Source organism: Pantoea sp. X-Soil-ISGK-355, assembly GCF_059730805.1.
The window spans coordinates 3593762-3617838 of the sequence record NZ_AP035971.1; the positions used below are offsets into that span (position 1 = coordinate 3593762).

General features: G+C 54.5%; 20 protein-coding genes. 12 read left to right on the forward strand and 8 right to left on the reverse strand.

The genetic code is table 11. The features are described from left to right. Nucleotides 1-21: 21 nt before the first annotated feature. The 8 genes from tldD to csrD form a co-directional block, all read right to left on the reverse strand. Nucleotides 22-1467 (reverse strand): metalloprotease TldD, encoded by a 1446-nt coding sequence (tldD, locus tag AC6I8J_RS16460; RefSeq protein ID WP_222924936.1) that lies wholly within the window; start codon nt 1465-1467, stop codon nt 22-24. Between the two features lie 64 nt (nt 1468-1531). After that, a complete protein-coding gene (gene yhdP, locus AC6I8J_RS16465) occupies nt 1532-5362 on the reverse strand; it encodes an AsmA2 domain-containing protein YhdP (protein ID WP_497825580.1) in 3831 nt (1276 codons plus the stop codon). Between the two features lie 131 nt (nt 5363-5493). Further along, nucleotides 5494-6963 carry a ribonuclease G gene (gene rng / locus AC6I8J_RS16470; protein WP_003855268.1) on the reverse strand — a complete coding sequence of 490 codons (1470 nt, stop codon included), beginning with the start codon at nt 6961-6963 and terminating at the stop codon, nt 5494-5496. After that, complete coding sequence (locus AC6I8J_RS16475) at nt 6953-7546, reverse strand: Maf family protein (RefSeq protein WP_161735985.1); 594 nt, start codon at nt 7544-7546, stop codon at nt 6953-6955. The genes rng and AC6I8J_RS16475 overlap by 11 nt, the downstream gene beginning before the upstream one ends. Before the next feature lie 8 nt (nt 7547-7554). Next, a complete protein-coding gene (gene mreD, locus AC6I8J_RS16480; protein WP_013359205.1) occupies nt 7555-8043 on the reverse strand; it encodes a rod shape-determining protein MreD in 489 nt (162 codons plus the stop codon). Beyond that, nucleotides 8040-9068, reverse strand: coding sequence for a rod shape-determining protein MreC (gene mreC / locus AC6I8J_RS16485; protein WP_161735984.1), 1029 nt, complete (start codon nt 9066-9068; stop codon nt 8040-8042). Before mreC ends, mreD begins: the two co-directional genes overlap by 4 nt. A gap of 148 nt (nt 9069-9216) precedes the next feature. After that, nucleotides 9217-10260 (reverse strand): rod shape-determining protein MreB, encoded by a 1044-nt coding sequence (gene mreB / locus AC6I8J_RS16490; protein WP_003855260.1) that lies wholly within the window; start codon nt 10258-10260, stop codon nt 9217-9219. Nucleotides 10261-10571: 311 nt separating this feature from the next. Further along, a complete protein-coding gene (gene csrD / locus AC6I8J_RS16495; RefSeq protein WP_161735983.1) occupies nt 10572-12521 on the reverse strand; it encodes an RNase E specificity factor CsrD in 1950 nt (649 codons plus the stop codon). A gap of 284 nt (nt 12522-12805) precedes the next feature. On the opposite strand from csrD, the gene msrP reads away from it, so the two are divergent. The 12 genes from msrP (at nt 12806) to AC6I8J_RS16555 (ending at nt 24067) form a co-directional block, all read left to right on the forward strand. Then, nucleotides 12806-13810, forward strand: coding sequence for a protein-methionine-sulfoxide reductase catalytic subunit MsrP (gene msrP, locus AC6I8J_RS16500; protein WP_253420195.1), 1005 nt, complete (start codon nt 12806-12808; stop codon nt 13808-13810). After that, nucleotides 13811-14416 (forward strand): protein-methionine-sulfoxide reductase heme-binding subunit MsrQ, encoded by a 606-nt coding sequence (gene msrQ / locus AC6I8J_RS16505; protein ID WP_260060207.1) that lies wholly within the window; start codon nt 13811-13813, stop codon nt 14414-14416. A 232-nt stretch (nt 14417-14648) separates the two neighbouring features. Beyond that, complete coding sequence (gene aroQ / locus AC6I8J_RS16510) at nt 14649-15101, forward strand: type II 3-dehydroquinate dehydratase (protein ID WP_033734740.1); 453 nt, start codon at nt 14649-14651, stop codon at nt 15099-15101. A gap of 25 nt (nt 15102-15126) precedes the next feature. Beyond that, nucleotides 15127-15588, forward strand: a complete 462-nt coding sequence (gene accB, locus AC6I8J_RS16515; protein WP_013359212.1) for an acetyl-CoA carboxylase biotin carboxyl carrier protein — start codon at nt 15127-15129, stop codon at nt 15586-15588. An 11-nt stretch (nt 15589-15599) separates the two neighbouring features. Then, the gene (gene accC, locus AC6I8J_RS16520) at nt 15600-16949 is read left to right on the forward strand and encodes an acetyl-CoA carboxylase biotin carboxylase subunit (RefSeq protein WP_013359213.1); all 1350 of its coding nucleotides are present in this window, start codon (nt 15600-15602) and stop codon (nt 16947-16949) included. A 72-nt stretch (nt 16950-17021) separates the two neighbouring features. After that, nucleotides 17022-17264: a YhdT family protein gene (locus tag AC6I8J_RS16525; protein WP_260060208.1), complete on the forward strand. Its 243-nt coding sequence runs from the start codon at nt 17022-17024 to the stop codon at nt 17262-17264. After that, a complete protein-coding gene (gene panF, locus AC6I8J_RS16530; protein WP_260060209.1) occupies nt 17254-18699 on the forward strand; it encodes a sodium/pantothenate symporter in 1446 nt (481 codons plus the stop codon). Before AC6I8J_RS16525 ends, panF begins: the two co-directional genes overlap by 11 nt. A gap of 16 nt (nt 18700-18715) precedes the next feature. After that, nucleotides 18716-19597, forward strand: a complete 882-nt coding sequence (prmA, locus tag AC6I8J_RS16535) for a 50S ribosomal protein L11 methyltransferase (RefSeq protein ID WP_260060210.1) — start codon at nt 18716-18718, stop codon at nt 19595-19597. Nucleotides 19598-19964: 367 nt separating this feature from the next. Then, nucleotides 19965-20930 carry a tRNA dihydrouridine synthase DusB gene (gene dusB, locus AC6I8J_RS16540; RefSeq protein ID WP_031592707.1) on the forward strand — a complete coding sequence of 322 codons (966 nt, stop codon included), beginning with the start codon at nt 19965-19967 and terminating at the stop codon, nt 20928-20930. 23 nt (nt 20931-20953) lie between these two features. Further along, nucleotides 20954-21250 carry a DNA-binding transcriptional regulator Fis gene (gene fis / locus AC6I8J_RS16545; RefSeq protein WP_003855228.1) on the forward strand — a complete coding sequence of 99 codons (297 nt, stop codon included), beginning with the start codon at nt 20954-20956 and terminating at the stop codon, nt 21248-21250. Between the two features lie 544 nt (nt 21251-21794). Beyond that, the gene (locus AC6I8J_RS16550; protein ID WP_013359218.1) at nt 21795-22820 is read left to right on the forward strand and encodes an amino acid ABC transporter substrate-binding protein; all 1026 of its coding nucleotides are present in this window, start codon (nt 21795-21797) and stop codon (nt 22818-22820) included. A 68-nt stretch (nt 22821-22888) separates the two neighbouring features. Continuing rightward, the gene (locus tag AC6I8J_RS16555; RefSeq protein ID WP_033784127.1) at nt 22889-24067 is read left to right on the forward strand and encodes an amino acid ABC transporter permease; all 1179 of its coding nucleotides are present in this window, start codon (nt 22889-22891) and stop codon (nt 24065-24067) included. Nucleotides 24068-24077 lie beyond the last annotated feature (10 nt).

Sequence of the window (24077 nt, forward strand, 5' to 3'; positions counted from 1 at the left end):
CGGCGGGTTGTTGAGGTCACATCAGGCGGTGCCGCCGATGGTCAGTTTATCCAGCTTCAGGGTGGGCTGACCGACACCGACCGGCAGGCTCTGGCCCTCTTTACCGCAGACGCCCACGCCTTTATCCAGCGCCAGGTCATTACCTACCATCGAGATTTGCTGCATCGCTTCAATGCCGGAGCCAATCAGCGTGGCACCTTTGACCGGTTTGGTGATTTTGCCGTTTTCAATCAGATAAGCCTCTGAGGTTGAGAAGACAAATTTGCCGGAGGTGATATCCACCTGACCGCCACCAAAGTTCGGCGCATAGATGCCGTACTCAACGCTTTCAATAATATCCTGCGGCGATGATTTGCCTGCCAGCATATAGGTGTTAGTCATGCGCGGCATCGGCAGATGTGCATAAGATTCACGACGTCCATTCCCGGTCGGGCTGACGCCCATCAGTCGCGCATTCAGCTTGTCCTGCATGTAGCCTTTCAGCACCCCGTTCTCAATCAGCATGTTGTACTGACCGGGAACGCCTTCATCATCCACCGCAAGTGAGCCGCGCAGCCCTTCAAGGGTGCCGTCATCTACCACGGTACACAGCTCAGACGCGACCTGCTGACCGATTTTACCGCTGAACACCGAGGTGCCACGGCGGTTGAAGTCACCTTCCAGACCGTGACCGACCGCCTCATGCAGCAGCACGCCCGGCCAGCCCGCACCCAGCACTACCGGCAATGCGCCAGCAGGAGCCGCCACCGCAGAGAGATTAACCAGCGCCATGCGCACCGCTTCACGCGCCCAGGCGTCAGCGCGCACGTCGCCATTTTCATCTTCAAGGAAGAACGCATAACCGGTGCGTGCACCGCCGCCGCTTGCGCCGCGCTCACGCTTGCCCTGGTCTTCAACCTGAACGCTGATAGAGAGGCGAACCAGCGGACGAACGTCTGCCGCCAGCGTGCCATCAGTGGCCGCCACCAGCACCTGCTCGTAAACACCGGTCAGGCTGGCATTGACTTCCTGCACACGTGGGTCAGCCGCGCGGGCGACTTTATCGACGCGATGCAGAAGGGCAATTTTGTCTTCACGCGTCAGGCTGCTCAGCGGATCGACCGCCGAATAGAGTGAACGGTTCATCACGGCAGAAAGCGTATGGGCCTTGCCGTTTCCCTGTTCGCGTACAATGCTGCGAGCCGCTTCAGAGGAGAGACGCAGCGCATTCAGCGTAATCTGGTCGGCATAGGCAAAGCCGGTTTTCTCACCGCTGACCGCGCGCACGCCGACGCCCTGATCGATATGGTATGAGCCATCTTTAATGATTTTGTCTTCCAGCACCCAGGATTCGTGAAAGCTGGACTGAAAATAGAGATCGGCATAATCCAGACGACGTTCTGAAAGCTGCCCTAACAGGGAAAATAGGTCCTGCTGATTAATGCCGTTAGCAGTCAGTAACTGCTCACTTACCAGGTTCAGAGTCATCGTTTCTCACTCATTATGTGCTCAGATAATCATAGCCTGCGGTAATTCCGGTACGGCGTCAAATTCACTTGTTGTCTGTTTCACGCGGTTTACGCAGTACTTCATTGATTTCCGGTTTATCCAGTGGGCCACTGATGTGATAACGCAGCAGCGATATCTTGTTCCACAGGGGGCCCAGGACTTTACTGGCAGCAAATACCGCCGCGCCAATCACCGGATTAATCGCAAAGGCGGTCGCTACGCCGACAGAGGCAGAAATCTCAGGCGCAACCACCGCTTCCATATCGATCTGACGTTTCACCAGGTCGAGATTGCCCTGCATGGCGATGTCTGCTTCCAGTCCATCTACCAGCAGGTTATCGGTGCGCATGACGCCGTTTTCGATCCAGGCCGTGCCGTTAATCGAATCGAAATAGAACGCGTTGGTGAAGGTGTCGCTGAAGTCGAAGCGCAGCTTGCGCAGCAGCGCATCGAAGCTCACCAGACGCAGGATTTTTCCCGCCGTGCCGGTATTCACATCTGCAATCTGGCCTTTGCCAAAGTGGGTCTTCAGGGTGCCACTCAGTGTCTCTGCAGAGGGCTGCCAGGGTGCAGAGCGCCAGTGCAGGTCATAAGCAATATCAAAGGGCGCATCGCGCAGCGGCGTGTTGACGCCAAACCAGTTGGTCGCGTTATTAATATTCGGTCCCTTAAGCGTGCCCTTCAGCGAGGTGCGCTGGTCGTCCGGGCGATTAACCCACTCACCGTTAATTTTAAGCTGGGAGCTGCCGGTATCCACTTTTCCGTTAGTAAGCGCTAACGTATCTCCTTTAGGCTGCATCACCGCGGAGACCTGGCCATATTTCTGGCCCAGTACCCAGCACTCTTTACAGCGCAGCTGTAAGGCGGGCCACTGGCTGAAGTTAATGTTTGTGGTTTGCTGAGAAGGCGCTTTGCCGCCCTTGCCTGTCTCGTTTTCCCATTGCGGATTGTAGTAGAGGTAATCCAGGTTCACCTGCCATGGCGCTTTGGGGGCCATCGCCAGTTCACCGCGCAGCTCTTTCGCACTGACGCTGACCTGGCCATTGCCGCCTGAACGCTGTGCCAGTGTCGCTTCAACGTCATGCCATTGCTGCCCCGCCAGCGTGACCGCCGGACTGCGTAGCGTGATGTTACCCGGCAGCGTGACGCCACCCGTCTGGAAGTCGCTGCCGCCGCCTGACGTCCCCGCACCTGCAGAACCGCCGGCAGCCATCATCGCTACCCAGGCCTCGCCATCCAGCACGGGCAGATTCAGTACCATGCCCTTATGGTCGGGTAGCGCAGGCGTTTTCTGTGCATCATTCAGCCAGATGCCACGATCGACGCGCAGCGTCGGTTCCAGCAACCAGCGGCTGTTAAAACGATGGTTTGCATTGACGCTGCCGCTGAGATCGAAATGGTTCAGGTCACCACTGGCCTGAATGGCAACTGGCATCGCCTCACCGGCTTTCTTATTGAGCGGCGCAGGTAAGTGACTACTTACTTCTTTAGCATTACCGTTCAGCGTCACGTCATAACGCGCCCCGCCATGATGCGGTAACGTAATATTGACGTCGCCCTGCCACGGCAGATGCCCGCCGAGCTGCTTGCTGACGGCTGCCGGAATCTGGCTGATTTTCGCGGGTTGCCAGTCGCCCTGAAGTTTGACGTTAACGCCAAAGTCATCCGGGTTCTCGTGGGTGCTGAAACGAACGCCCATCGGCTGCCCGAACCAGTTCGCCCGCAGATCCTCACTGGCCAGATTGCCGTTGTCATAACGGAAGCGACCAGAAAGATTGTTGATGGTGGTTTTTAACGGTTTGATAAACAGCGCGTTGTTGTTCAGATCGACATTACCGCGGGCGTGCACCTGCTCTCCATCCAGTGGGATGTTCAGATTCAGATGGCCACCGACACGGCCTTTAATTTTCAGCTGCTCCAGTGCGGCACCCAGTGACGGTTTAAGCGGCGTCTGATCGAAATAGTCAGCGATCTGCTGGCCTTCACCACTGATATCCCCGTCGATGATCAGTTTTTCTTTCAGGTAGTCAGGGATCACCGCCGTGACGTTGTGAGCGTCTACTTCACCCAGGTGCGCCATTGGCGCTTTCATCCACAGACCATCGTTCAGGAAGTTGAGGTCGACATCGAGATTGCTCAACGCCGGCCATTTGGGCTGAAACGCATAGGTCGCCTGGCGAAGCGGCACCCAGACCTGGAACATGCCATCATTGTGCTTGAACGGGAACAGCGCCGGATTACCGGCAAACAGCAGCGTGGCGTTGTCCACTCTGCCACCCTTCACCGCCCCACTCAGATAGTGCGTCAGGCTGTTACCCATCAGCGGCACCGGGAAGTAGCGCCAGGCATCGCCCGCATCAGTAAGTCGGATACCCGCCAGAATATCCAGACGGGGCTCGCCGCCGCTATTCTGCTGGTAGCTGAAGTCGCCACGCGCCCAGAGTGAGCGCGCTTCGAGGTTAAGCTTTTCACCCGCCAGCGTCAGGCCATGTTCATCTTTAAGCCAGCGCAGTGCCCCGGTCACCCGCTTAATCTCTAACGGAGCCTGGAACATATCGCCATAGGGAACGGTTGCCGCGCCCATATCCACACTGACCTGACCATGGCTCAGGCTGCCGCGTGCTTCTCCGCTCAGGTGACTGATGCCCGGCAACAGTTTCCAGTGCTGCCAGCTGAAATCACGCCACTTCACCTGTAAACGGGTTTTTTCAGGCTGCTGTAATGGAATATCCAGCGCCAGGCCATCGATGGTGCCCTGTGGCTGCAGCGTCTGCCAGTTTTCAAACAGGGCCGGAGAGAGCGGCGCAAATAACGGAACGATCGGCGCAATATGACTCAGCACCAGCTGTGTGGCGCGCACCCGCACCTCCTGCTGACCATCCGGCCCCAGCAACTGCTTATCTTCAGGACGCCATAACAGCGAGAAGTGACCGGCGGGCCAGGCCTGACCGTCAGTGCTGAGCCGGGTCTGCGGCACATTGACCACCCAGCCATTCTGGAAGCGTGACAGATGCGCGGTCAGCCCATCGACCTCTATGCGGTGTCGTCCGGTTTCGCCCTGCCAGCTGGCACCGCCCTTGCGCAGCAGCAGATCGCCAGCATAGATGTCACCATTGCGCAGGTTAACCCAGGCCGCCAGGCTGAAGCGGGCACTGTCCAGCCGGGTATTGTCGCGCACCCAGCGGCCCAGCCATGGACGCATGTCGACGTCATCGGCCTGCATCCAGATGCGGCCGTCATTAAGTAAACCGTTACTGTCGTTAAGGTCGAGCCGCACCTGAACCACGCCGTGCTGACCGGTAAAGCTCGACAGACTGACTTCGCCTTCGGCGCGATGGCGGTTATCTTCATTGACCCAGGTGAGTCGGGGGATCGCCAGCTCAGCATGCTGGCCGGAAGGAGTACGGAAACGAATGGTGCTGTCGCGCAGATCAAAGTGGTCAAACTGACGCAGGAAAAGTTCGTTAATCTGCGCCGGACGGAAGCTGTTTTTCTCTTTGTCGTTGTCGAGTAAGGGGCGATTCGTGTCGAGATGCAGCTGCCAGAAGGTCAGATCGCGAAACTGCCAGCGCCAGTGCAGCAGAGACTGCCAGACGTCGAGCGCCAGATTGATACGTTTAATCGTGAGTTTGCCGTTTTCATGCAGATCGACGCTGAGGTCATGAACCTGCAGGGTTGGGCCGAAATTCTCCCATTTACCCTGTAACTGGCTGGCGTTGACCGGCACATCCGTTTTGTCGGAGATGAATTGCAGAAGGTTGTTGCGATAGCTGTCGAGATGCGGCATTACCAGACGCAATCCGCTGACCAGCAGCGCGACAATCACGATGATTGCCGCGACCAGCAGTAACAAAATCCTCGGCAACTGCCTCACTCACGCCTCTCCTTGTGTTCCGTAAACGACGGATAGTTGGTTCTCATACCCGACCGTCTTCAGATAAAAGCGTTAAAACGCGCATTTTATCCCAAACAAGGGCGTTTATTCAGCCTGATAACGGGCTGACGTTACATCATTACCACGTCGAACTGCTCCTGAGTGTAGAGCGCTTCAACATGAACTTTAACCTGCTTACCGACAAAGATTTCCACTTCAGCCAGCGCATGAGACTCGTCGGTTTTTAACGCCTCACCCACCGTCGGTGAAACATACACCAGGAAACGATCAGAATCATAGGCGTGGTGAACCCGCACAATCTCACGCATGATTTCATAGCAGACCGTTTCAACTGTTTTCAGGGTGCCGCGCCCTTTACAGACCGGGCAATCCTGGCACAGGACATGCTCAATGCTTTCACGGGTACGCTTACGCGTCATCTCTACCAGACCCAGCGCCGAAAAACCATTAATCCCGGTTTTGACCCGATCTTTACTGAGCGCGCTTTCCAGTGAATGCAGTACCCGGCGTCGATGATCTTCATTGCTCATGTCGATGAAGTCGATAATGATGATGCCGCCCAGATTCCGCAGGCGCAGCTGACGCGCAATCGCCTGAGTGGCTTCAACATTGGTGTTGAATATCGTCTCATCGAGATTGCGATGACCAACAAATGCACCGGTATTAATATCGATGGTCGTCATCGCTTCGGTCTGATCGATGATCAGATATCCGCCTGACTTTAGTTCAACTTTGCGATCCAGCGAGCGCTGAATCTCATTTTCGACGTCAAACAGGTCGAAAATAGGCTGTTTACCATTGTAGAGCTCCAGCTTACCGGCCATTTCCGGGATATATTCACCGGTAAATTCCACCAGCATATCGCAGGTCAGGCGGGAGTCGACCCGGATGCGATCCAGCGCTGCGCCCGCAAAATCACGCAGAATACGCTGGGCCAGAGCCAGCTCACCGTAGAGCAGGCAGCGGGTCTGATTGCGCTTTTTACGCTCGCTAACTTTGGTCCAGAGACGTTTGAGAAAAGCCGCGTCCTGCGCCAGCTCCTCTTCGCCAATCCCTTCTGCAGCGGTGCGGATAATAAAGCCACCCAGATCGTCACAGTAGTCAGCGACTACCGCTTTAAGCCGATCGCGCTCTTTCTCACTCTCGATACGCTGAGAGACACCGACATGCGATGCGCCTGGCATAAAGACCAGATAACGCGAAGGCAGGGTAATGTCCGTGGTCAGCCGGGCGCCTTTGGTGCCAAGCGGATCCTTGACCACCTGAACCACCAGATCCTGTCCCTGACGCACCAGCTCGGCAATATCGCGCACGATGAAATTTTTCTTTTCGTCGCCCGCCACACATTCCGTATGCGGCATGATATCTGAGGCGTGCAAAAAGGCGGCTTTTTCCAGGCCTATATCAACAAAGGCCGCCTGCATGCCGGGCAGAACACGGCTTACCCGTCCTTTATAAATATTGCCAACAATGCCGCGCCGCGCTTCACGCTCAATATGGATTTCCTGAAGGATGCCGCCATCAATGTAGGCAACGCGTGTTTCAGAAGGCGTGACGTTAACCAGTAATTCAGCCGTCATGTTGACCCCTTACGGCACGCAGTGAGTGAAAATGGCTGAGCAACTCCGCTGTCTCAACCAACGGTAATCCGACCACTGCATGGTAACTTCCGTTAATTTTGCGGACAAAGTTTCCTCCCCTGCCCTGAATGCCGTATGCACCCGCTTTATCCATCGGCTCACCGGTAGCGATATAGTCGTCGATGTCGCTCTCCGTTAAGGTGCGGAATGTCACATCAGTCGTCACGATGCAATCCAGCGCCTGCTGGCTGTCGGCCAGCGCCACTGCCGTCATGACCTGATGCGTATGACCGGAGAGTCTACGCAGCATCGCGTGGGCATCGGCGGCATCGCGCGGTTTTTCCAGCACGTCACCATTCAGCACGACAATCGTATCCGCGCCCAGCACCGGCAGATCCTGCGCGGCCAGTTTTACACCCGCCTGCGCTTTGTCATTGGCCAGACGGCGGACATAGCTCTCCGCCGCTTCATTCGGCTGACGCTGTTCTTCAACGTCAGTCACAATGCGCTCGAATGTCAGGCCAAGTTGAGTTAACAGCTCACGACGACGCGGTGAACCGGAAGCAAGATAGAGGGTTACCATAAATTTCCTTATTGAACAGCGAACTGACGACGAATTTTTCTCATAAGTAAGAATAGCCAGGGCCAGAGAATACCGTCGACGACACTGCTCCAGAAAATTTCAGGTCGGAATGAAACATTGATTACCAGGAATTCTGCCCAGAAGACAATCACATCCATCGCCAGAGACAGCACCATAACCATTAACGCTTGCTGCCACAACGCTAAGTTGCGGAATAACTGGAACTTAAAGGCTATCAGGTAGGCGATGATACTGAGTGCCAGCGCACGTACGCCAAGCGTGGACCCGGCAATCAGATCCATGATGGCACCCAGCATAAATCCGCTGCCGACGTTGACCCGATGCGGCAGTGCAAGAACCCAGTAGATAAGGATGAGCAGCAGCCATGAAGGCCGGAACATATAAATTTCATCCGGCCATGGCATGATCTGCAGAACTAACGCGACCAGGAAAGAGAGCCAGATGACCCAACGTCCCTGGCTGCGATATCGACTCAAGGCTGCCCCCCGCGTGAACGCGAGGAGTTGTTCTGTCCGCTACTGCCACTGCTGCCTGTTGATGGAGCAGGCGGCCCCATCTGTGCGGCAGGCGCAGGCGGGCCCATTTCACCCGCAGGCGGTAAGACCTGCGGCATCATCTGCATCAGACGCTCATTCGCAACGCGATGAACTTCATCCTGCGGCAGCGGCATATCGCCATTACGATCCGCGCCCCACAGCAGCAGCAGATAACGCAGACGCTGCAGACCCGCGGTCGGATGCGCCTGAATCACCGTATAAGCGCGCTGCGTATCCACTTTCACTGAGGAGACCACGCCCACCGGATACCCCTCAGGGAAACGACCACCGATACCTGACGTCACCAGCACATCGCCGACCCGAATGTCCGTATTACCCGGCAGATGCTCAAGCTGGAGATCTTCAGTACAGCCGTTACCAGCGGCAATCACACGAATGTCATTACGCAACACCTGAATAGGCAGCGCATGTGACGCATCGCAGATCAGCAGAACACGGCTGGTGAGCTGTCCGACGGCGATAACCTGACCGACCACGCCTTTATCACTGATGACCGGTTGACCTTCATAGACACCGTTAACGCTGCCTTTGTCGATCACCACCTGGTCGGTGTAAGGATCGGTGCCGGTAGAGATCACCTGCGTCACCATCTTTTGCTCATCCTGACGCAGCGGTGAACCCAGCAGTTCACGCAGGCGTGCGTTTTCCTGCTTATATTGCCCCAGCATTAGCAGGTTACTGTTTTTCAGGAAGAGCTCACGACGTAACGCTTTGTTTTCCTGCTCCAGCTGCTGACGCGACGCCAGCGACTCTGACACGCCATCCAGCAGCTGACGTGGTCCATTAGCCAGGAAGTAAAACGGACTGACCGACGTATCCAGATAGTTGCGTATTTGGGTGAAAGAGCTCACACGGCTGTCGGCAACGATAATGGCAATTGCCACGATGACCGCCAGGAAAAGACGCAACTGCAGGGAAGGTCCCCTGCTAAAAATCGGCTTCATATAATCTGCGTGATCCTCGACAACAGGAGAGGAAGCGACGGCCAAACACCGTGCTTCCCTGGGCTGAACGCACTGTACCGGCACACATTTCGCCGGTTCACATGTCACTCCCTCGCATGATCATTGCGTTCTCAGCCGGTTGAGGCAATTATTCTTCGCTGAACAAATCGCCGCCATGCATGTCGATCATTTCCAGCGCCTTGCCGCCACCGCGAGCCACACAGGTCAGCGGATCTTCAGCAACAACAACCGGAATACCCGTCTCTTCCATCAGCAGGCGATCCAGGTTGCGCAGTAACGCACCACCACCGGTCAGCACCATGCCGCGCTCTGAGATATCGGAGGCCAGCTCAGGCGGACACTGCTCAAGAGCAACCATCACCGCGCTGACAATGCCGGTTAACGGCTCCTGCAGCGCTTCCAGAATTTCGTTGGAGTTCAGCGTGAAGCCGCGCGGTACACCCTCTGCCAGGTTACGGCCACGAACTTCAATTTCACGGACTTCATCACCCGGATAAGCTGAACCAATCTCATGCTTAATGCGTTCTGCGGTCGCTTCACCAATCAGTGAACCGTAGTTACGACGCACATAATTAATAATAGCTTCATCGAAACGATCGCCACCAATACGTACGGATGAGGAGTAGACCACACCGTTCAGGGAGATCACCGCCACTTCGGTAGTACCACCACCGATATCAACGACCATTGAACCGGTCGCTTCAGAAACGGGCAGACCTGCACCAATAGCTGCAGCCATCGGCTCTTCAATCAGAAAGACTTCACGCGCGCCGGCGCCCTGAGCGGATTCACGAATCGCACGACGTTCTACCTGCGTGGCCCCGACGGGTACGCAGACCAGCACACGTGGGCTGGGACGCATAAAGCTGTTGCTGTGAACCTGCTTGATGAAGTGTTGCAGCATCTTTTCGGTCACGAAGAAGTCAGCGATAACGCCATCTTTCATCGGACGGATAGCGGCAATATTGCCTGGCGTACGACCGAGCATCTGTTTGGCGTCATGACCCACGGCCGCGACACTTTTCGGTGAACCGGCACGGTCCTGACGAATAGCAACCACAGAAGGCTCGTTCAGCACGATGCCTTGTCCTTTTACGTAAATCAGGGTATTCGCGGTACCCAGGTCAATGGACAAGTCGTTGGAAAACATGCCACGAAATTTTTTAAACATACTAAGGGATAATCCTGCAAGCTGGGGGCGGAAAATAAAATCCGCTTACTTTACCAACCACACGAAGCTGCCACAAGGCGCAAAAACGTTCTGCTTCGGTGAAAAAAGACGCCTGATTGCGTTTAAGTCATCTGAACCCGCGATCCGTAGCAGCAGAATGGCGACCAGACGCCATCAGTGCTGCATTTCACGTGATTTCCGCTTGCCATGCCCGACATAAAATTTAACATTTCCGGCACGATGGTTATGGGTTCAGATGCGGTTTAACATTAAAAAAAACCGTCAATTTCTGTCATTACGACAGCAAATCATTAAATACGGTAACGTTGGGAATACTTCTTCACGTTACTGTTAACCGGAAGCGAAGGGGCAAAAAAGTCGCCCTGCCCGCCTGCCACACCCAGCGCCACTAATGTCTGCCACTCCGCTTTGGTGCGGACACCGGTGGCAAACACCTGAATACCCGTGGACTTACAGACCTCCAGCAGACTCTGTACAAACAGCTGATTGGCGGTCCGTCGTTCAATGTTGCGCACCAGACCTGCATCAAGCTTGATCAGTTCCAGCGGCAGCTGTCGTATATAGGCACTGCTGACGACGGTTAAACCCGCCTGATTCACCGCTACACGGCAGCCAAAAGCCTTAAGTGCACGGAATACTGGTGTTAAATGGTCGATGTGTTGACAGACATCTGCCTCGGCAAGTTCAAATAAAAATCGTTTTCTTTGTGATTTGGGGCACTGCAGCAGCATATTCTGTAGCCAGAGGACAAATGAACGTTGCAGGAGCGAGGTCATCGTCACCGGCATCACCAGCGTCTCTTCCGGCCACAGTTCAGAGAGTGCCGCGATGCGCGTGACCAGCTGACGATCCCAGCCATCAGCCATACCGAGCTGCTGTACCAGCGGCATATATTCAGCGGCCAGTACCTCTTTATCGCCGTCAAAGATACGGGTCAGCATGACCCGATGCTGTACTTTGCCTTCGATATTAACGGTGGGTTTATGGTACAGCCGCGGACCACCGCGGCTTAACGTATTCTCCAGCAGGGTTCGCCAGCGCACGCTGCCCCGCCCGGCGTCCTGAGGGTTTCCTTCACCATTAATCCAGTTATTACCACCCAGCAGTGCTGCACGTCGCGTGGCCATTTCGGCATTTTCTATCACCTGCAGGACGGTCTGCCCGCTGTGCCAGGCGGTGATTCCGATGTGGATCAGATCATCGCGATTGACCAGGCGCATCGGTGGCAAAGAATCAACAGCATTGATCAGTTGATCGGCAATACTGTTTGCCTCTTTAAGACTGCGATGCGGCAGTAATACGGCAAAATCACTGCGAAAATAGCGTGCCAGCAAAGCGCCGGGATAGCGCAGCACAAAGGTAGAGAGCATGTTGACGAAATTGAACAGGTACTCCTCAACCAGCGCTGGCTCCAGTGAATCTTTCAGCGCGTCCAGATCGGGCAGGCGCACCATCATCACCACACCATGGGTGCCGACAGCTTCCTGATCTTCCAGAAGGGTCGCGAGCTGGTTATCAAAGAACAGTCGGTTGTTAAGGCCAGTGCGTCCATCCTGCGCGGCAAAGGTGCGGATCAGCGTGTCGATACGCAGGCGCTGTTCGCCCGCTTCCTGCAGATCCGCCAGCAGTATATCCATCGCGCGACTCGCCCTGGGTGGCCACTCATCCACATCCCGTTTCGGCACAACCCCACGTTCGCCGTTGATAATCGCCTGTGCCCGTCCTTCAAGATGCTCCATGCCACGCCACTGACGACTAAGCCAGCGATGCATCATCAGCAGCAGCAGACTCATCACCAGCATGACCGTAAACAGAATGCCCAGCGTAGAGGTGCCGGTGATGGAGCGCAGCCAGGTTTTGGCAGGATCAAGGGTCACAACCCGCAGCTGTAAGCCGGTCTGGTGCATCAAAGGCACATCGACCTGGATAAAACGATTGGGTTCGTCTTCCAGCATCTGGTTTTCGTGTCGGGAGAGTGTGAGGAAAGTCTGCCTGCCGTTATGAAGGGAAATCTGCTCGGCATTCATTATTGGCATCATGCGCGTAAGCCAGTTATGAAGCTGTTCTGGCGTCTCGGAGAACATCGCCTGATCGACCTCGGTCGCCAGCACCTGCGCCCGATGTTCAACCCGCTGATGACTGAACCAGAAAACACTGAATGCGCAGCCTGCCAGCATCAATGACATCGCCAGCAGGCTTAAAAAGGTAATAAACGCAGATAATTTTGTGGTTAATCGCATCCCTGTGCCTGTATTGCTGCGGTGATAACCGGATCACCCCACCTTGTACCGTCAGCCTGACGAAAACGCGAGCAAAATAGCATAATTTGCCGCTGCCGACAGCGCCGAGTCGCATGAAGCCGAAGTATATCGTCGGGATAGGATTGCTGACGTTGATCCCGACACTTTTCAGCGCATTCTCATCGCACAGGCCAGCCAGGAAATTTCACATTTTCAGGGCGAAACTGGCTGATATCAGCGATAGTCATCATGCTGGTTGATGACATCCTGTCTGGAGAAGCCCCATGAAACGCATACCCTGTCTGACCGAAGCCGACGTAACGCCGGAAAGCATATTTAATATGAAGCGCCGCCAGGTGCTGAAAACGCTGGGACTAAGCGCTGCGGCGATGGGTATGCCGGGCGTGGCTAATGCCGATATTCTCAGCTGGTTCAAAGGCAACGATCGCCCACCTGCTCCAGCAGGCCGACCGCTCGACTTCACCAAACCGGCGCAATATCAGGCCGATCTGACGCTGACGCCTGCGGATAAAGTTTCCGGCTACAACAATTTCTATGAGTTCGGGCTGGATAAGGCCGATCCGGCTGCCAATGCCGGAACACTGAAAACAGAGCCCTGGAAACTGACCATTGATGGCGAAGTGGCGAAACCCCTAACCCTTGATATGGATGACATCTTCAAACGCTTTGCTATGGAGCAGCGAATCTATCGCATGCGCTGCGTAGAGGCCTGGTCGATGGTGGTGCCCTGGGTAGGCTTTGAGCTGAATAAACTTCTCTCGCTGGCGGAACCCACCAGCAAAGCGCGCTTTGTTGCCTTTCAGACGCTCTACGATCCTGAGCAGATGCCGGGCCAGAAAGATCGCTTTATTGGCGGTGGCCTCAATTATCCCTATGTCGAAGGTTTGCGTCTGGATGAAGCGATGCATCCGCTGACAATACTGACCACTGGCGTCTATGGCAAAGCGCTGCCGCCGCAGAATGGCGCGCCGATTCGTCTGACGGTGCCGTGGAAATATGGCTTTAAAGGCATTAAGTCGATCGTCAAAATTACGCTGACCGACAAACAGCCGCCGACCACCTGGAACCAGATTGCCGCCGACGAGTATGGTTTTTATGCCAATGTGAACCCCCACGTCAATCATCCACGCTGGTCACAGGCGACAGAGCGGTTTATTGGCCCGGGCGGCAGTCTGAAGGTCGAACGTCAGCCAACGCTGCTGTTTAACGGCTATGCCGAACAGGTGGCGTCGCTCTACCGCGGCATGGATTTACGGGAGAATTACTAAGTGGTCCGCCTGTCGATAAAACAGATCATGTGGCTCAAGGTGATCCTGCACCTGGCAGCCCTGTTGCCGCTGGTTTATCTGGTGCTTGCTGTGATGCAGGGTGGACTGAGTGCGGACCCGGCAAAAGATATTCAGCATTTTACCGGCCGCATGGCGCTGAAACTGCTGCTGGGTACGCTGCTGGTTTCACCCCTGGCACGCTACGGCAGGCAGCCGCTGTTAATCCGCACCCGGCGCCTGCTTGGCGTCTGGACATTTGTCTGGGCTTCTCTCCACCTGCTGAGCTACTACCTGCTGGAATTGGGCGTGGATAATCTGCGTCTGCTGGGCAGCGAACTCATCTCCCGTCCCTATCTGACGCTGGGAATTATCAGCTGGCTGATATTACTGGTCCTGGCGGTAACGTCATTTCAGCGCGCTCAGCGCAGGCTCGGTAAACGCTGGCAAACCCTGCACAATGCGGTCTATCTTGTGGCGATTCTGGTGCCGATTCACTATATCTGGTCGGTGAAAACCGTGTCCCCACAGCCACTTATCTATGCCCTCATTGCTGCACTGCTGTTAGCCTGGCGTTACAAAAAATTTCTCAAATGGTGGCCCCGCTAGCACTTCACCCGTTGTTTTCCTCTGCTGTTTTCTGATAAAAGATGTGGCCCGCAGGCCACATCCGATCATCTTCGCAGATAAGACCAGTATTTTGCTGCGAAATGACACGAAACGGATATAATGCCCGGCTTTATTGCTCGTCGGGTCTTCTTTTTCAGCCTGAAAGGTGACAAATGAAGATTCGCAAGGTATTTTACGCGATGCCTCAATGATTGCGGGAGATGGCAGCACGATGGCGCATAAATTACATATTCTGCTTTTAAACGGGCCCAACCTGAATCTGTTGGGAACACGTGAACCTGAGAAGTATGGTCATACCACGCTGAGTCAGATCGTTGACGATTTGACGCGTCAGGCAGACCAGTTGAATGTGGAGTTGAGCCACCTGCAAACCAATGCTGAATTTCAGCTGATTGATCGCATTCATGAGGCCAAAGGCAATGTGGATTACATCATCATTAATCCTGCCGCGTTTACCCATACCAGTGTCGCACTGCGTGATGCCCTGCTGGCGGTAGAAATACCGTTTATCGAGGTTCATCTCTCAAATGTGCATGCCCGCGAGCCCTTCCGTCATCACTCCTATCTTTCTGATGTTTCTGCTGGCGTGATCTGTGGGCTTGGCGCTGACGGCTACACATGGGCTTTACAAACGGCAGTAAAACGCCTGTCTCAAACTAATTAATCAAACTGAGTACGGAACCCCACTCATGGATATTCGTAAAATTAAAAAACTGATCGAACTGGTTGAAGAGTCTGGCATTTCTGAGCTGGAAATCTCTGAAGGTGAAGAGTCCGTTCGCATCAGTCGTGCACCTGCAAACGTGGGTTACCCGATGATGCAGCAGGCTTACGCTGCGCCGGTTCAACAGCCTGCTCTGGCGACAGCCGTTGCCCCTGTTGCAGCCGTTGCCGAAGCGGCACCGGCTGAAATCAGCGGTCACATCGTGCGTTCACCAATGGTAGGTACCTTCTACCGTACGCCGAGCCCGGATGCGAAAGCCTTTGTGGAAGTTGGCCAGAAAGTGAATGCCGGCGATACCCTGTGCATCGTCGAAGCTATGAAAATGATGAACCAGATCGAAGCTGACAAATCAGGCGTGGTGAAAGCTATCCTGGTTGAAAGCGGTCAGCCGGTCGAATTTGACGAGCCACTGGTTATCATCGAGTAACGGGGCAGATCATGCTGGATAAAATTGTTATTGCTAACCGTGGTGAGATCGCACTGCGCATTCTGCGTGCCTGTAAAGAACTGGGCATCAAGACTGTTGCGGTACACTCAAGCGCGGATCGTGACCTGAAGCATGTGCTGCTGGCAGACGAAACCGTCTGCATCGGCCCGGCGCAGTCAGTCAAAAGTTACCTCAACATCCCGGCGCTGATCTCTGCAGCAGAGATCACCGGCGCGGTGGCGATTCACCCCGGCTACGGCTTCCTCTCTGAGAATGCCGATTTTGCTGAGCAGGTTGAGCGCTCCGGCTTTATCTTTATCGGCCCGAAAGCAGACACCATTCGCCTGATGGGTGACAAAGTTTCTGCAATCAATGCGATGAAGAAAGCCGGCGTCCCGACCGTACCCGGTTCTGACGGTTCGCTGACGGATGATATGGAAAAAAACCGTGCCTTTGCCAAGCGCATCGGTTATCCGGTCATCATCAAAGCGTCTGGCGGCGGCGGCGGTCGTGGTATGCGCGTAGTGCGCGGCGACAAAGATCTGGAAGAATCCATCAACATGACAAAAGCGGAAGCCAAAGCGGCTTTTAACAACGACATGGTTTACATGGAGAAGTATCTGGAGAACCCGCGCCACATCGAGATTCAGGTACTGGCTGACGGTCAGGGCAACGCGATCTATCTGGGCGAACGTGACTGCTCCATGCAGCGTCGTCATCAGAAAGTTGTCGAAGAAGCGCCAGGCCCAGGCATCACAGAAGAACAGCGTCGCTTTATCGGCAACCGCTGTTCCCAGGCCTGTATTGAGATTGGCTATCGCGGCGCAGGTACCTTTGAGTTCCTGTACGAAAACGGTGAGTTCTACTTCATTGAGATGAACACCCGTATTCAGGTAGAACATCCGGTAACCGAGATGATCACCGGTGTGGACCTGATCAAAGAGCAACTGCGTATTGCTGCCGGTCAGCCACTGTCAATTAAACAGGAAGATGTGATCATTCGCGGACATGCGGTCGAGTGCCGTATCAACGCTGAAGATCCAGTCACCTTCCTGCCAAGCCCGGGTAAAATCACCCGCTTCCACGCGCCAGGCGGTTTTGGCGTGCGCTGGGAGTCGCATATTTACTCAGGCTACACCGTACCGCCTTATTACGACTCCATGATCGGCAAGCTGATCACCTATGGCGAAACGCGTGACGTGGCTATCGCTCGCATGAAAAATGCGCTGGCGGAACTGATTATCGACGGTATCAAAACCAACGTTGAACTGCAGATGAAAATCATGTCCGACGAAAACTTCCAGCACGGTGGAACCAATATCCACTATCTGGAGAAAAAACTCGGCTTGCACGAGAAATAATCGCAACGCTGAGTCAGTCTGAGGCCGGTTAATCCGGCCTTTTTCTTTTGCCGCTGGCGTTAAGGTTGAATCATGGATGCTCGTTTTATACAGGCACATAAAGAGGCGCGCTGGTCGCTTTACCTCACCCTGCTCTGGCTCGCTGCCTGGGGGCTCTCTGCCTGGTTGGGTGGCAATGCAATCGGTGTTACCGGCCTGCCGCGCTGGTTTGAACTCTCCTGCCTGTTTGCTCCCCTGTTGTTCATTTTTCTGTGCTGGATGATGGTGCGGGTGATTTTCCGCGACATGCCGCTGGAGGATAAAAGTGAACAATGAAATTATCCTGCCGTTACTGATTTATCTGGTGTTGATTGCCGCGCTGTCGGTGTTTGCCGTCCGTAAAAAGCGCGAAGGCAGCTTCCTCACTGAATACTTCCTTGGCAGCCGCTCCATGGGCGGGTTTGTGCTGGCGATGACGCTCACTACCACCTATATCAGCGCCAGCTCATTTATTGGGGGTCCCGGTGCCGCCTACAAATATGGACTGGGCTGGGTATTGCTGGCAATGGTGCAGGTGCCCGCCGTCTGGCTATCGCTGGGTGTGCTGGGGAAAAAGTTTGCCATTCTGGCACGTAAGCACAATGCGGTGACGCTGAATGATATGCTCTATGCCCGCTATCAAAGCCCGCTGCTGATCTGGCTGGCGAGTCTGAGTCTGCTGATTGCCTTTATCGGTGCCATGACGGTGCAGTTTATTGGCGGTGCGCGGCTGCTCGAAACCGCCGCTGGCATTCCTTATGACACCGGCCTGCTGATTTTTGGTGGCACAATCGCGCTCTATACCGCGTTCGGTGGATTCCGTGCCAGCGTGCTCAACGACGCCATGCAGGGCATTGTGATGCTGATTGGCACCTTTCTGCTGCTATTCGCAGTGATTCATCAGGCAGGTGGCCTGAGTACGGCGGTGCAGAAACTGCACGACATCGATCCGGCTCTGCTGTCCCCTCAGGGGCCGGGCGAGATTATTACGCCAACCTTCCTCAGTTCGTTCGTCGTGCTGGTCTGCTTTGGGGTGATTGGCCTGCCGCATACGGCGGTGCGCTGTATCTCTTATAAAGACAGTAAGGCCGTCCATCGGGCCATTATTCTGGGCACCATTGTCGTAGTGGTATTGATGCTGGGCATGCATCTGGCCGGTGCGCTGGGCCGCGCGGTACTGCCGAATCTGGCCGTGCCGGATAGCGTTATTCCGACACTGATGATTACTGTTCTGCCACCGTTAGCGGCCGGGCTGTTCCTGGCGGCCCCGATGGCCGCAATTATGTCGACCATCAATGCCCAGCTGTTACAGGCTTCAGCCACGCTGATTAAAGATCTCTACCTGCGTATCGCCCCGCAGCAGCTGGAAAATGAGACGCGACTGCGGCTGTTATCTGGCACCATTACCTTCGCACTGGGTATCCTGCTGCTGATTGCGGCCTGGAATCCGCCCGATATGATTATCTGGCTCAACCTGCTGGCATTTGGCGGCCTGGAGGCGGTTTTCCTCTGGCCGCTGGTTCTCGGCCTCTACTGGGAACGTGCCAATGCCGCAGGCGCCATCACCGGCATGGTAGTGGGTGGAGGCTGCTACGCTTTTATGGCGAGCCTTAACCTGCAGATTCTGGGTTTTCACCCTATCGTGCCCTCCCTGCTTTTAAGCCTGCTGGCATTTCTGGTGGGTAACCTGTTTGGACGCGCGCCGCACGTGGCGGACGCGCCGCAACATTGACGGAAAGAGAGACGTTATGCCGTGGATTCAAATCAAAATTAACAGCTCAGGTGAACATGCGGAAACGCTGAGCGATGCGCTGATGGAGATCGGTGCGGTTTCAGTCACCTTTCAGGATACCAACGACACGCCGGTGTATGAGCCGCTGCCAGGCGAAACGCGCCTGTGGGGCGATACCGACGTTATCGGCCTGTTCGATGCAGAAACGGATATGGTCCTGATTACTACCGAACTGACACAACATCCGCTGCTGGGAGACGGTTTTCGTCACCGGATCGAGCAGATCGAGGATAAAGACTGGGAGCGCGAATGGATGGAGAACTTCCACCCGATGCGCTTCGGCGAACGTCTCTGGATCTGTCCGAGCTGGCGTGATGTGCCGGATCCTGATGCCGTCAACGTCATGCTGGATCCCGGCCTGGCGTTTGGCACCGGCACCCATCCCACCACCTCGCTCTGCCTGACCTGGCTCGATGGGCTGGATCTGGAAGGCAAAACGGTGATCGATTTCGGCTGTGGTTCGGGGATCCTGGCGATCGCCGCACTGAAGCTGGGCGCGGCTCAGGCGATCGGGATTGATATCGATCCGCAGGCTATTCAGGCCAGCCGGGATAATGCTGAGCGCAACGGCGTCTCCGATCGCCTGTCGCTCTATCTGCCCCACCAGCAACCCGAAAATCTGCAGGCTGATGTGGTGGTGGCCAATATCCTGGCCGGCCCGCTACGTGAACTGGCCCCGCTGATCGGTGTACTGCCGAAGTCTGGCGGTCATCTGGGCCTCTCGGGCGTGTTAGAGAGCCAGGCAGAGAGCGTCTGCGAAGCGTATGTCAGCGCGTTCACGCTCGACCCGGTTGCGGTTAAAGAGGAATGGTGCCGGATTACCGGGATTAAATCCTGATTTTTGCGTTTGTCCGTTTGCACTGATATCGCCGTCGTCGTAACAAAGCGGCTTAACAGAATATTCAGCCAACCCGTAGCGTAAGTTGCGGGCTTTCCCGATTTGAAATGGATGCTTGTATCGTTAATCACGGCATGTGACGTTTTTTATCTGGCGAATTGACGTACTTTTCTGGAAAAACTTTTGCTCACAATTTCAGCATAAATAGCTAAATCATTGTTATTTAATAATAATAATGAATAGCATCGATCATCATCCGGATTTCATTGATCTTTCTTGCTGATTGTTCAAAGTTTGGCCTTTCATCTTCCTGCAAAAATGCGTAATATACGCCGCCTTGCAGACACAGTATGGCCATTCTGACTTCATGCGTATTGGAAACCTCCAGCTGAGAAATCGACTGATTGCAGCACCGATGGCCGGTATTACCGACAGGCCGTTCAGGACGCTGTGTCACGAAATGGGTGCAGGCATGGCAGTTTCTGAGATGCTGTCTTCTAACCCGGAAGTCTGGGCTAGCGACAAATCTCGATTACGTATGGTTCACAGTGATGAGCCAGGCATTCGCGCCGTGCAAATTGCCGGTTGCGATCCCAGTGAAATGGCGCAAGCTGCACGCATTAATGTCGAGGCTGGTGCACAGGTCATCGACATTAATATGGGATGCCCTGCCAAGAAGGTTAACCGCAAAATGGCGGGTTCAGCCTTATTGCAATATCCCACCGTGGTGGAGTCCATTCTCTCCGCAGTGGTTAATGCAGTGAACGTGCCGGTCACGCTGAAAATTCGTACTGGCTGGGATCCTGAAAACAGGAACTGTGTCGCGATTGCCCAATTGGCTGAACGCTGCGGTATACAGGCTCTGACGATACATGGTCGCACTCGTGCCTGCCTGTTCAACGGAGAAGCTGAGTATGACAGCATTCGGACAGTTAAGCAGAGTGTCTCCATTCCGATTATCGCGAATGGAGACATAACTGACCCGCATAAAGCCAGAGCGGTGCTCGACTATACAGGGGCCGATGCTCTGATGATAGGACGCGCTGCTCAGGGAAGACCGTGGATCTTCCGGGAAATCCAGCATTATCTGGACACTGGGGAGTTGCTTGCCCCGCTGCCGATGGCAGAGGTCAAGCGCTTGCTTGTTTCGCATATACGTGAGCTGCACGACTTTTACGGTTCAGGCAAGGGATACCGTATAGCGCGAAAGCACGTCTCCTGGTACCTGCAGGAGCACGCCCCGAATGACCAGTTTCGGCGCACATTCAACGCCATAGAGGATGCCAGCGAACAGCTGGAGGCGTTGGAGGCATACTTCGAAAATCTTGCGTAACGAAATAAAGAGCTGAAAGAACTATGTTCGAACAACGCGTAAATTCTGACGTACTGACCGTTTCTACCGTTAACTCACAGGATCAGGTAACTCAAAAACCTTTGCGTGATTCGGTTAAACAGGCACTGAAGAACTATTTTGCTCAACTGAATGGTCAGGATGTGAGCGACCTGTATGAGCTGGTTTTGGCTGAAGTCGAGCAGCCTCTGTTGGACATGGTGATGCAGTATACCCGTGGCAACCAGACCCGTGCTGCCCTGATGATGGGTATCAACCGCGGTACGCTGCGTAAGAAATTGAAAAAATACGGCATGAACTGATTTTTAGTTCTGTCTGTTAATCACGCCAGCCTTCGGGCTGGCGTTTTTATTTGTGCGTCATCGCACAAAGTAACGGCAGGAAGCGTGAAACAGTTGCCTGCCGTATGGTAACTATAGTTGCAATCGCTGGTGTGATATTTCACCTTCTCGCTTTTGTCCGCCTGGATTTGATTTAAGTAATGTTCTGTCGCCCGTCTTGCTGCCTGTGCCCGCCACTGCTGGGCATGTGACTTCCTGCGCATAAAAAAGTAACGCCTTCCTTTCATACATTTCTGCCTGAGCGAGCGCTCACACTGCTCTCATCTAGTGAAACTATTTGCACTAAATGTGATCGGGTCGACTCGCATTGCTTCCTTTTGGTGCGCCATATTAGCGAAACTTTCCAGGTGCTTCTGATTATTAACCGTTCTTTCATACGAATTCAGGATCCTGCAAACCTGGCATCAGCTTTGCAGAGTCGTGAATGGCTGACCGCCACAGACAGGAAAAACGCACACTAAAGTGCGCAAACATAACAACATGATCCCGCCACACAGGATGCTTTATGAAAAAGATGATGCTCTCTACGCTGATCGCTGCCGCCTCGCTGGTTGCCATTGCTCAGCAGGCACACGCAGGCACCACACTGGATGCGATTAAGAAAAAAGGTTTTGTTCAATGTGGTATCAGTGACGGCCTGCCGGGCTTCTCCTATGCAGATGCTGGCGGCAAGTTTACCGGTATCGATGTGGATGTGTGTCGTGCTGCTGCTGCCGCGGTATTCGGCGATGCGACCAAAGTGAAATACACCCCGCTGACCGCGAAAGAGCGTTTTACCGCGCTGCAGTCAGGCGAAGTGGATGTACTTTCACGTAACACCACCTGGACCTCATCGCGTGATGGCGGCATGGGCTTCCTGTTTGCGGGCGTGAACTATTACGACGGCATCGGCTTCCTGACTCACCAGAAAGCCGGACTTAAAAGTGCGAAAGAGCTGGATGGTGCCACCGTCTGTATTCAGGCTGGAACCGACACCGAGCTGAACGTGGCAGACTTCTTCAAAGCCAACAAAATGCAATATACGCCGGTGACCTTTGATCGCTCTGACGAATCTGCTAAGGCGCTGGACAGCGGTCGCTGCGATACGCTGGCGTCCGATCAGTCTCAGCTTTATGCCTTGCGTATTAAGCTCGGCAAACCTGACGAGTTTATCGTCCTGCCAGAAGTGATCTCCAAAGAGCCGCTGGGACCGCTGGTGCGTCGTGGCGATGATGACTGGTTCACCATCGTCAAATGGTCGCTTTACGCCATGCTGAATGCCGAAGAGATGGGCATCAACTCGAAGAACGTTGATCAGATGACAGCTAAGCCGACCACGCCAGATATGGCGCATCTGCTGGGTGCTGAGGGTGATTTTGGTAAAGATCTGAAGCTGGATAATAAGTGGGCCTACAACATCATCAAACAGGTCGGCAACTATCAGGAAAGCTTTGACCGCAACGTCGGTAAAGACAGTGCACTGAAGATCGCGCGCGGTCAGAATGCGTTGTGGAACCAGGGCGGGATTCAATACGCACCACCGGTACGTTAACAGACCTCACCAATCGGGCACCGTATTCTGCGGTGCCCTACCCCGGCTTTCGTTACTGAGGTTTCAACATGTCACAACGCCCAACCGTGAAAAGGGATTTTTCATTTGGTAATCCCACGGTTCGCGCCTGGATTTATCAGTTCATCGCCGTCGTCGCGGTGCTTGGTGTGGTGGGTTATCTGGTACATAACACCATCATTAACCTCGCCAATCGCGGCATTACATCAGGGTTTGGATTTCTTGAGCGCACTGCCGGCTTCGGCATCGTTCAGCATCTGATAGAGTACACGGAGGGAGATACCTACGCACGCGTGTTTCTGGTCGGATTAACCAACACGCTGTTGGTTTCTGCACTCTGTATTGTTTTTGCGTCAATTCTCGGCTTTGCGGTCGGTCTTGCCCGTCTTTCTGACAACTGGCTGCTGCGGAAACTCTCGAATATCTATATCGAAACCTTCCGTAATATCCCCCCTCTGCTGCAAATCTTCTTCTGGTACTTCGCGGTATTACGCAATCTGCCAGGCCCACGTCAGGCGCTGAATGCGTTCGACCTGGCCTATGTCAGCAATCGCGGACTCTACGTCCCGTGGCCAACCTATGCACCAGGCAGCTGGCCGTTTGTTATCGCACTGCTGCTGGCCGTGGCTGTCAGCTATGGCCTGTACCGCTTTAACCGTCAGCATCAGCTGAAAACCGGTGAGTTACGTCGTACATGGCCCGCAGCCGTTGCAATGCTCATCCTCTTTCCTTTGCTTGCACACCTTGGGTTTGGAGCAGCGACGCACTGGGATGTGCCGCAACTACGCGGGTTCAATTTCCGTGGCGGCTCGGTGATGATTCCGGAACTGGCAGCACTGACGCTGGCACTGTCGATCTATACCTCGTCGTTTATTGCTGAAGTGATCCGATCCGGGATTCAGTCGGTGCCACATGGTCAGCACGAAGCTGCACGATCGCTGGGTCTGCCGAATCCGGTGACGCTGCGTCAGGTGATTATTCCACAGGCCATGCGCGTCATTATTCCGCCGCTCACCAGCCAGTATCTGAACATCGTGAAGAACTCCTCACTGGCCGCTGCTATCGGTTATCCCGATATGGTGTCGCTGTTCGCGGGATCGGTGCTGAATCAGACCGGTCAGGCTATTGAGACAATTGCTATCACAATGGGCGTTTACCTGATTATCAGTCTGCTGATATCGCTGCTTATGAACTTCTACAACCGCAAAATTGCGCTGGTTGAGCGTTAAGAGAACGGGA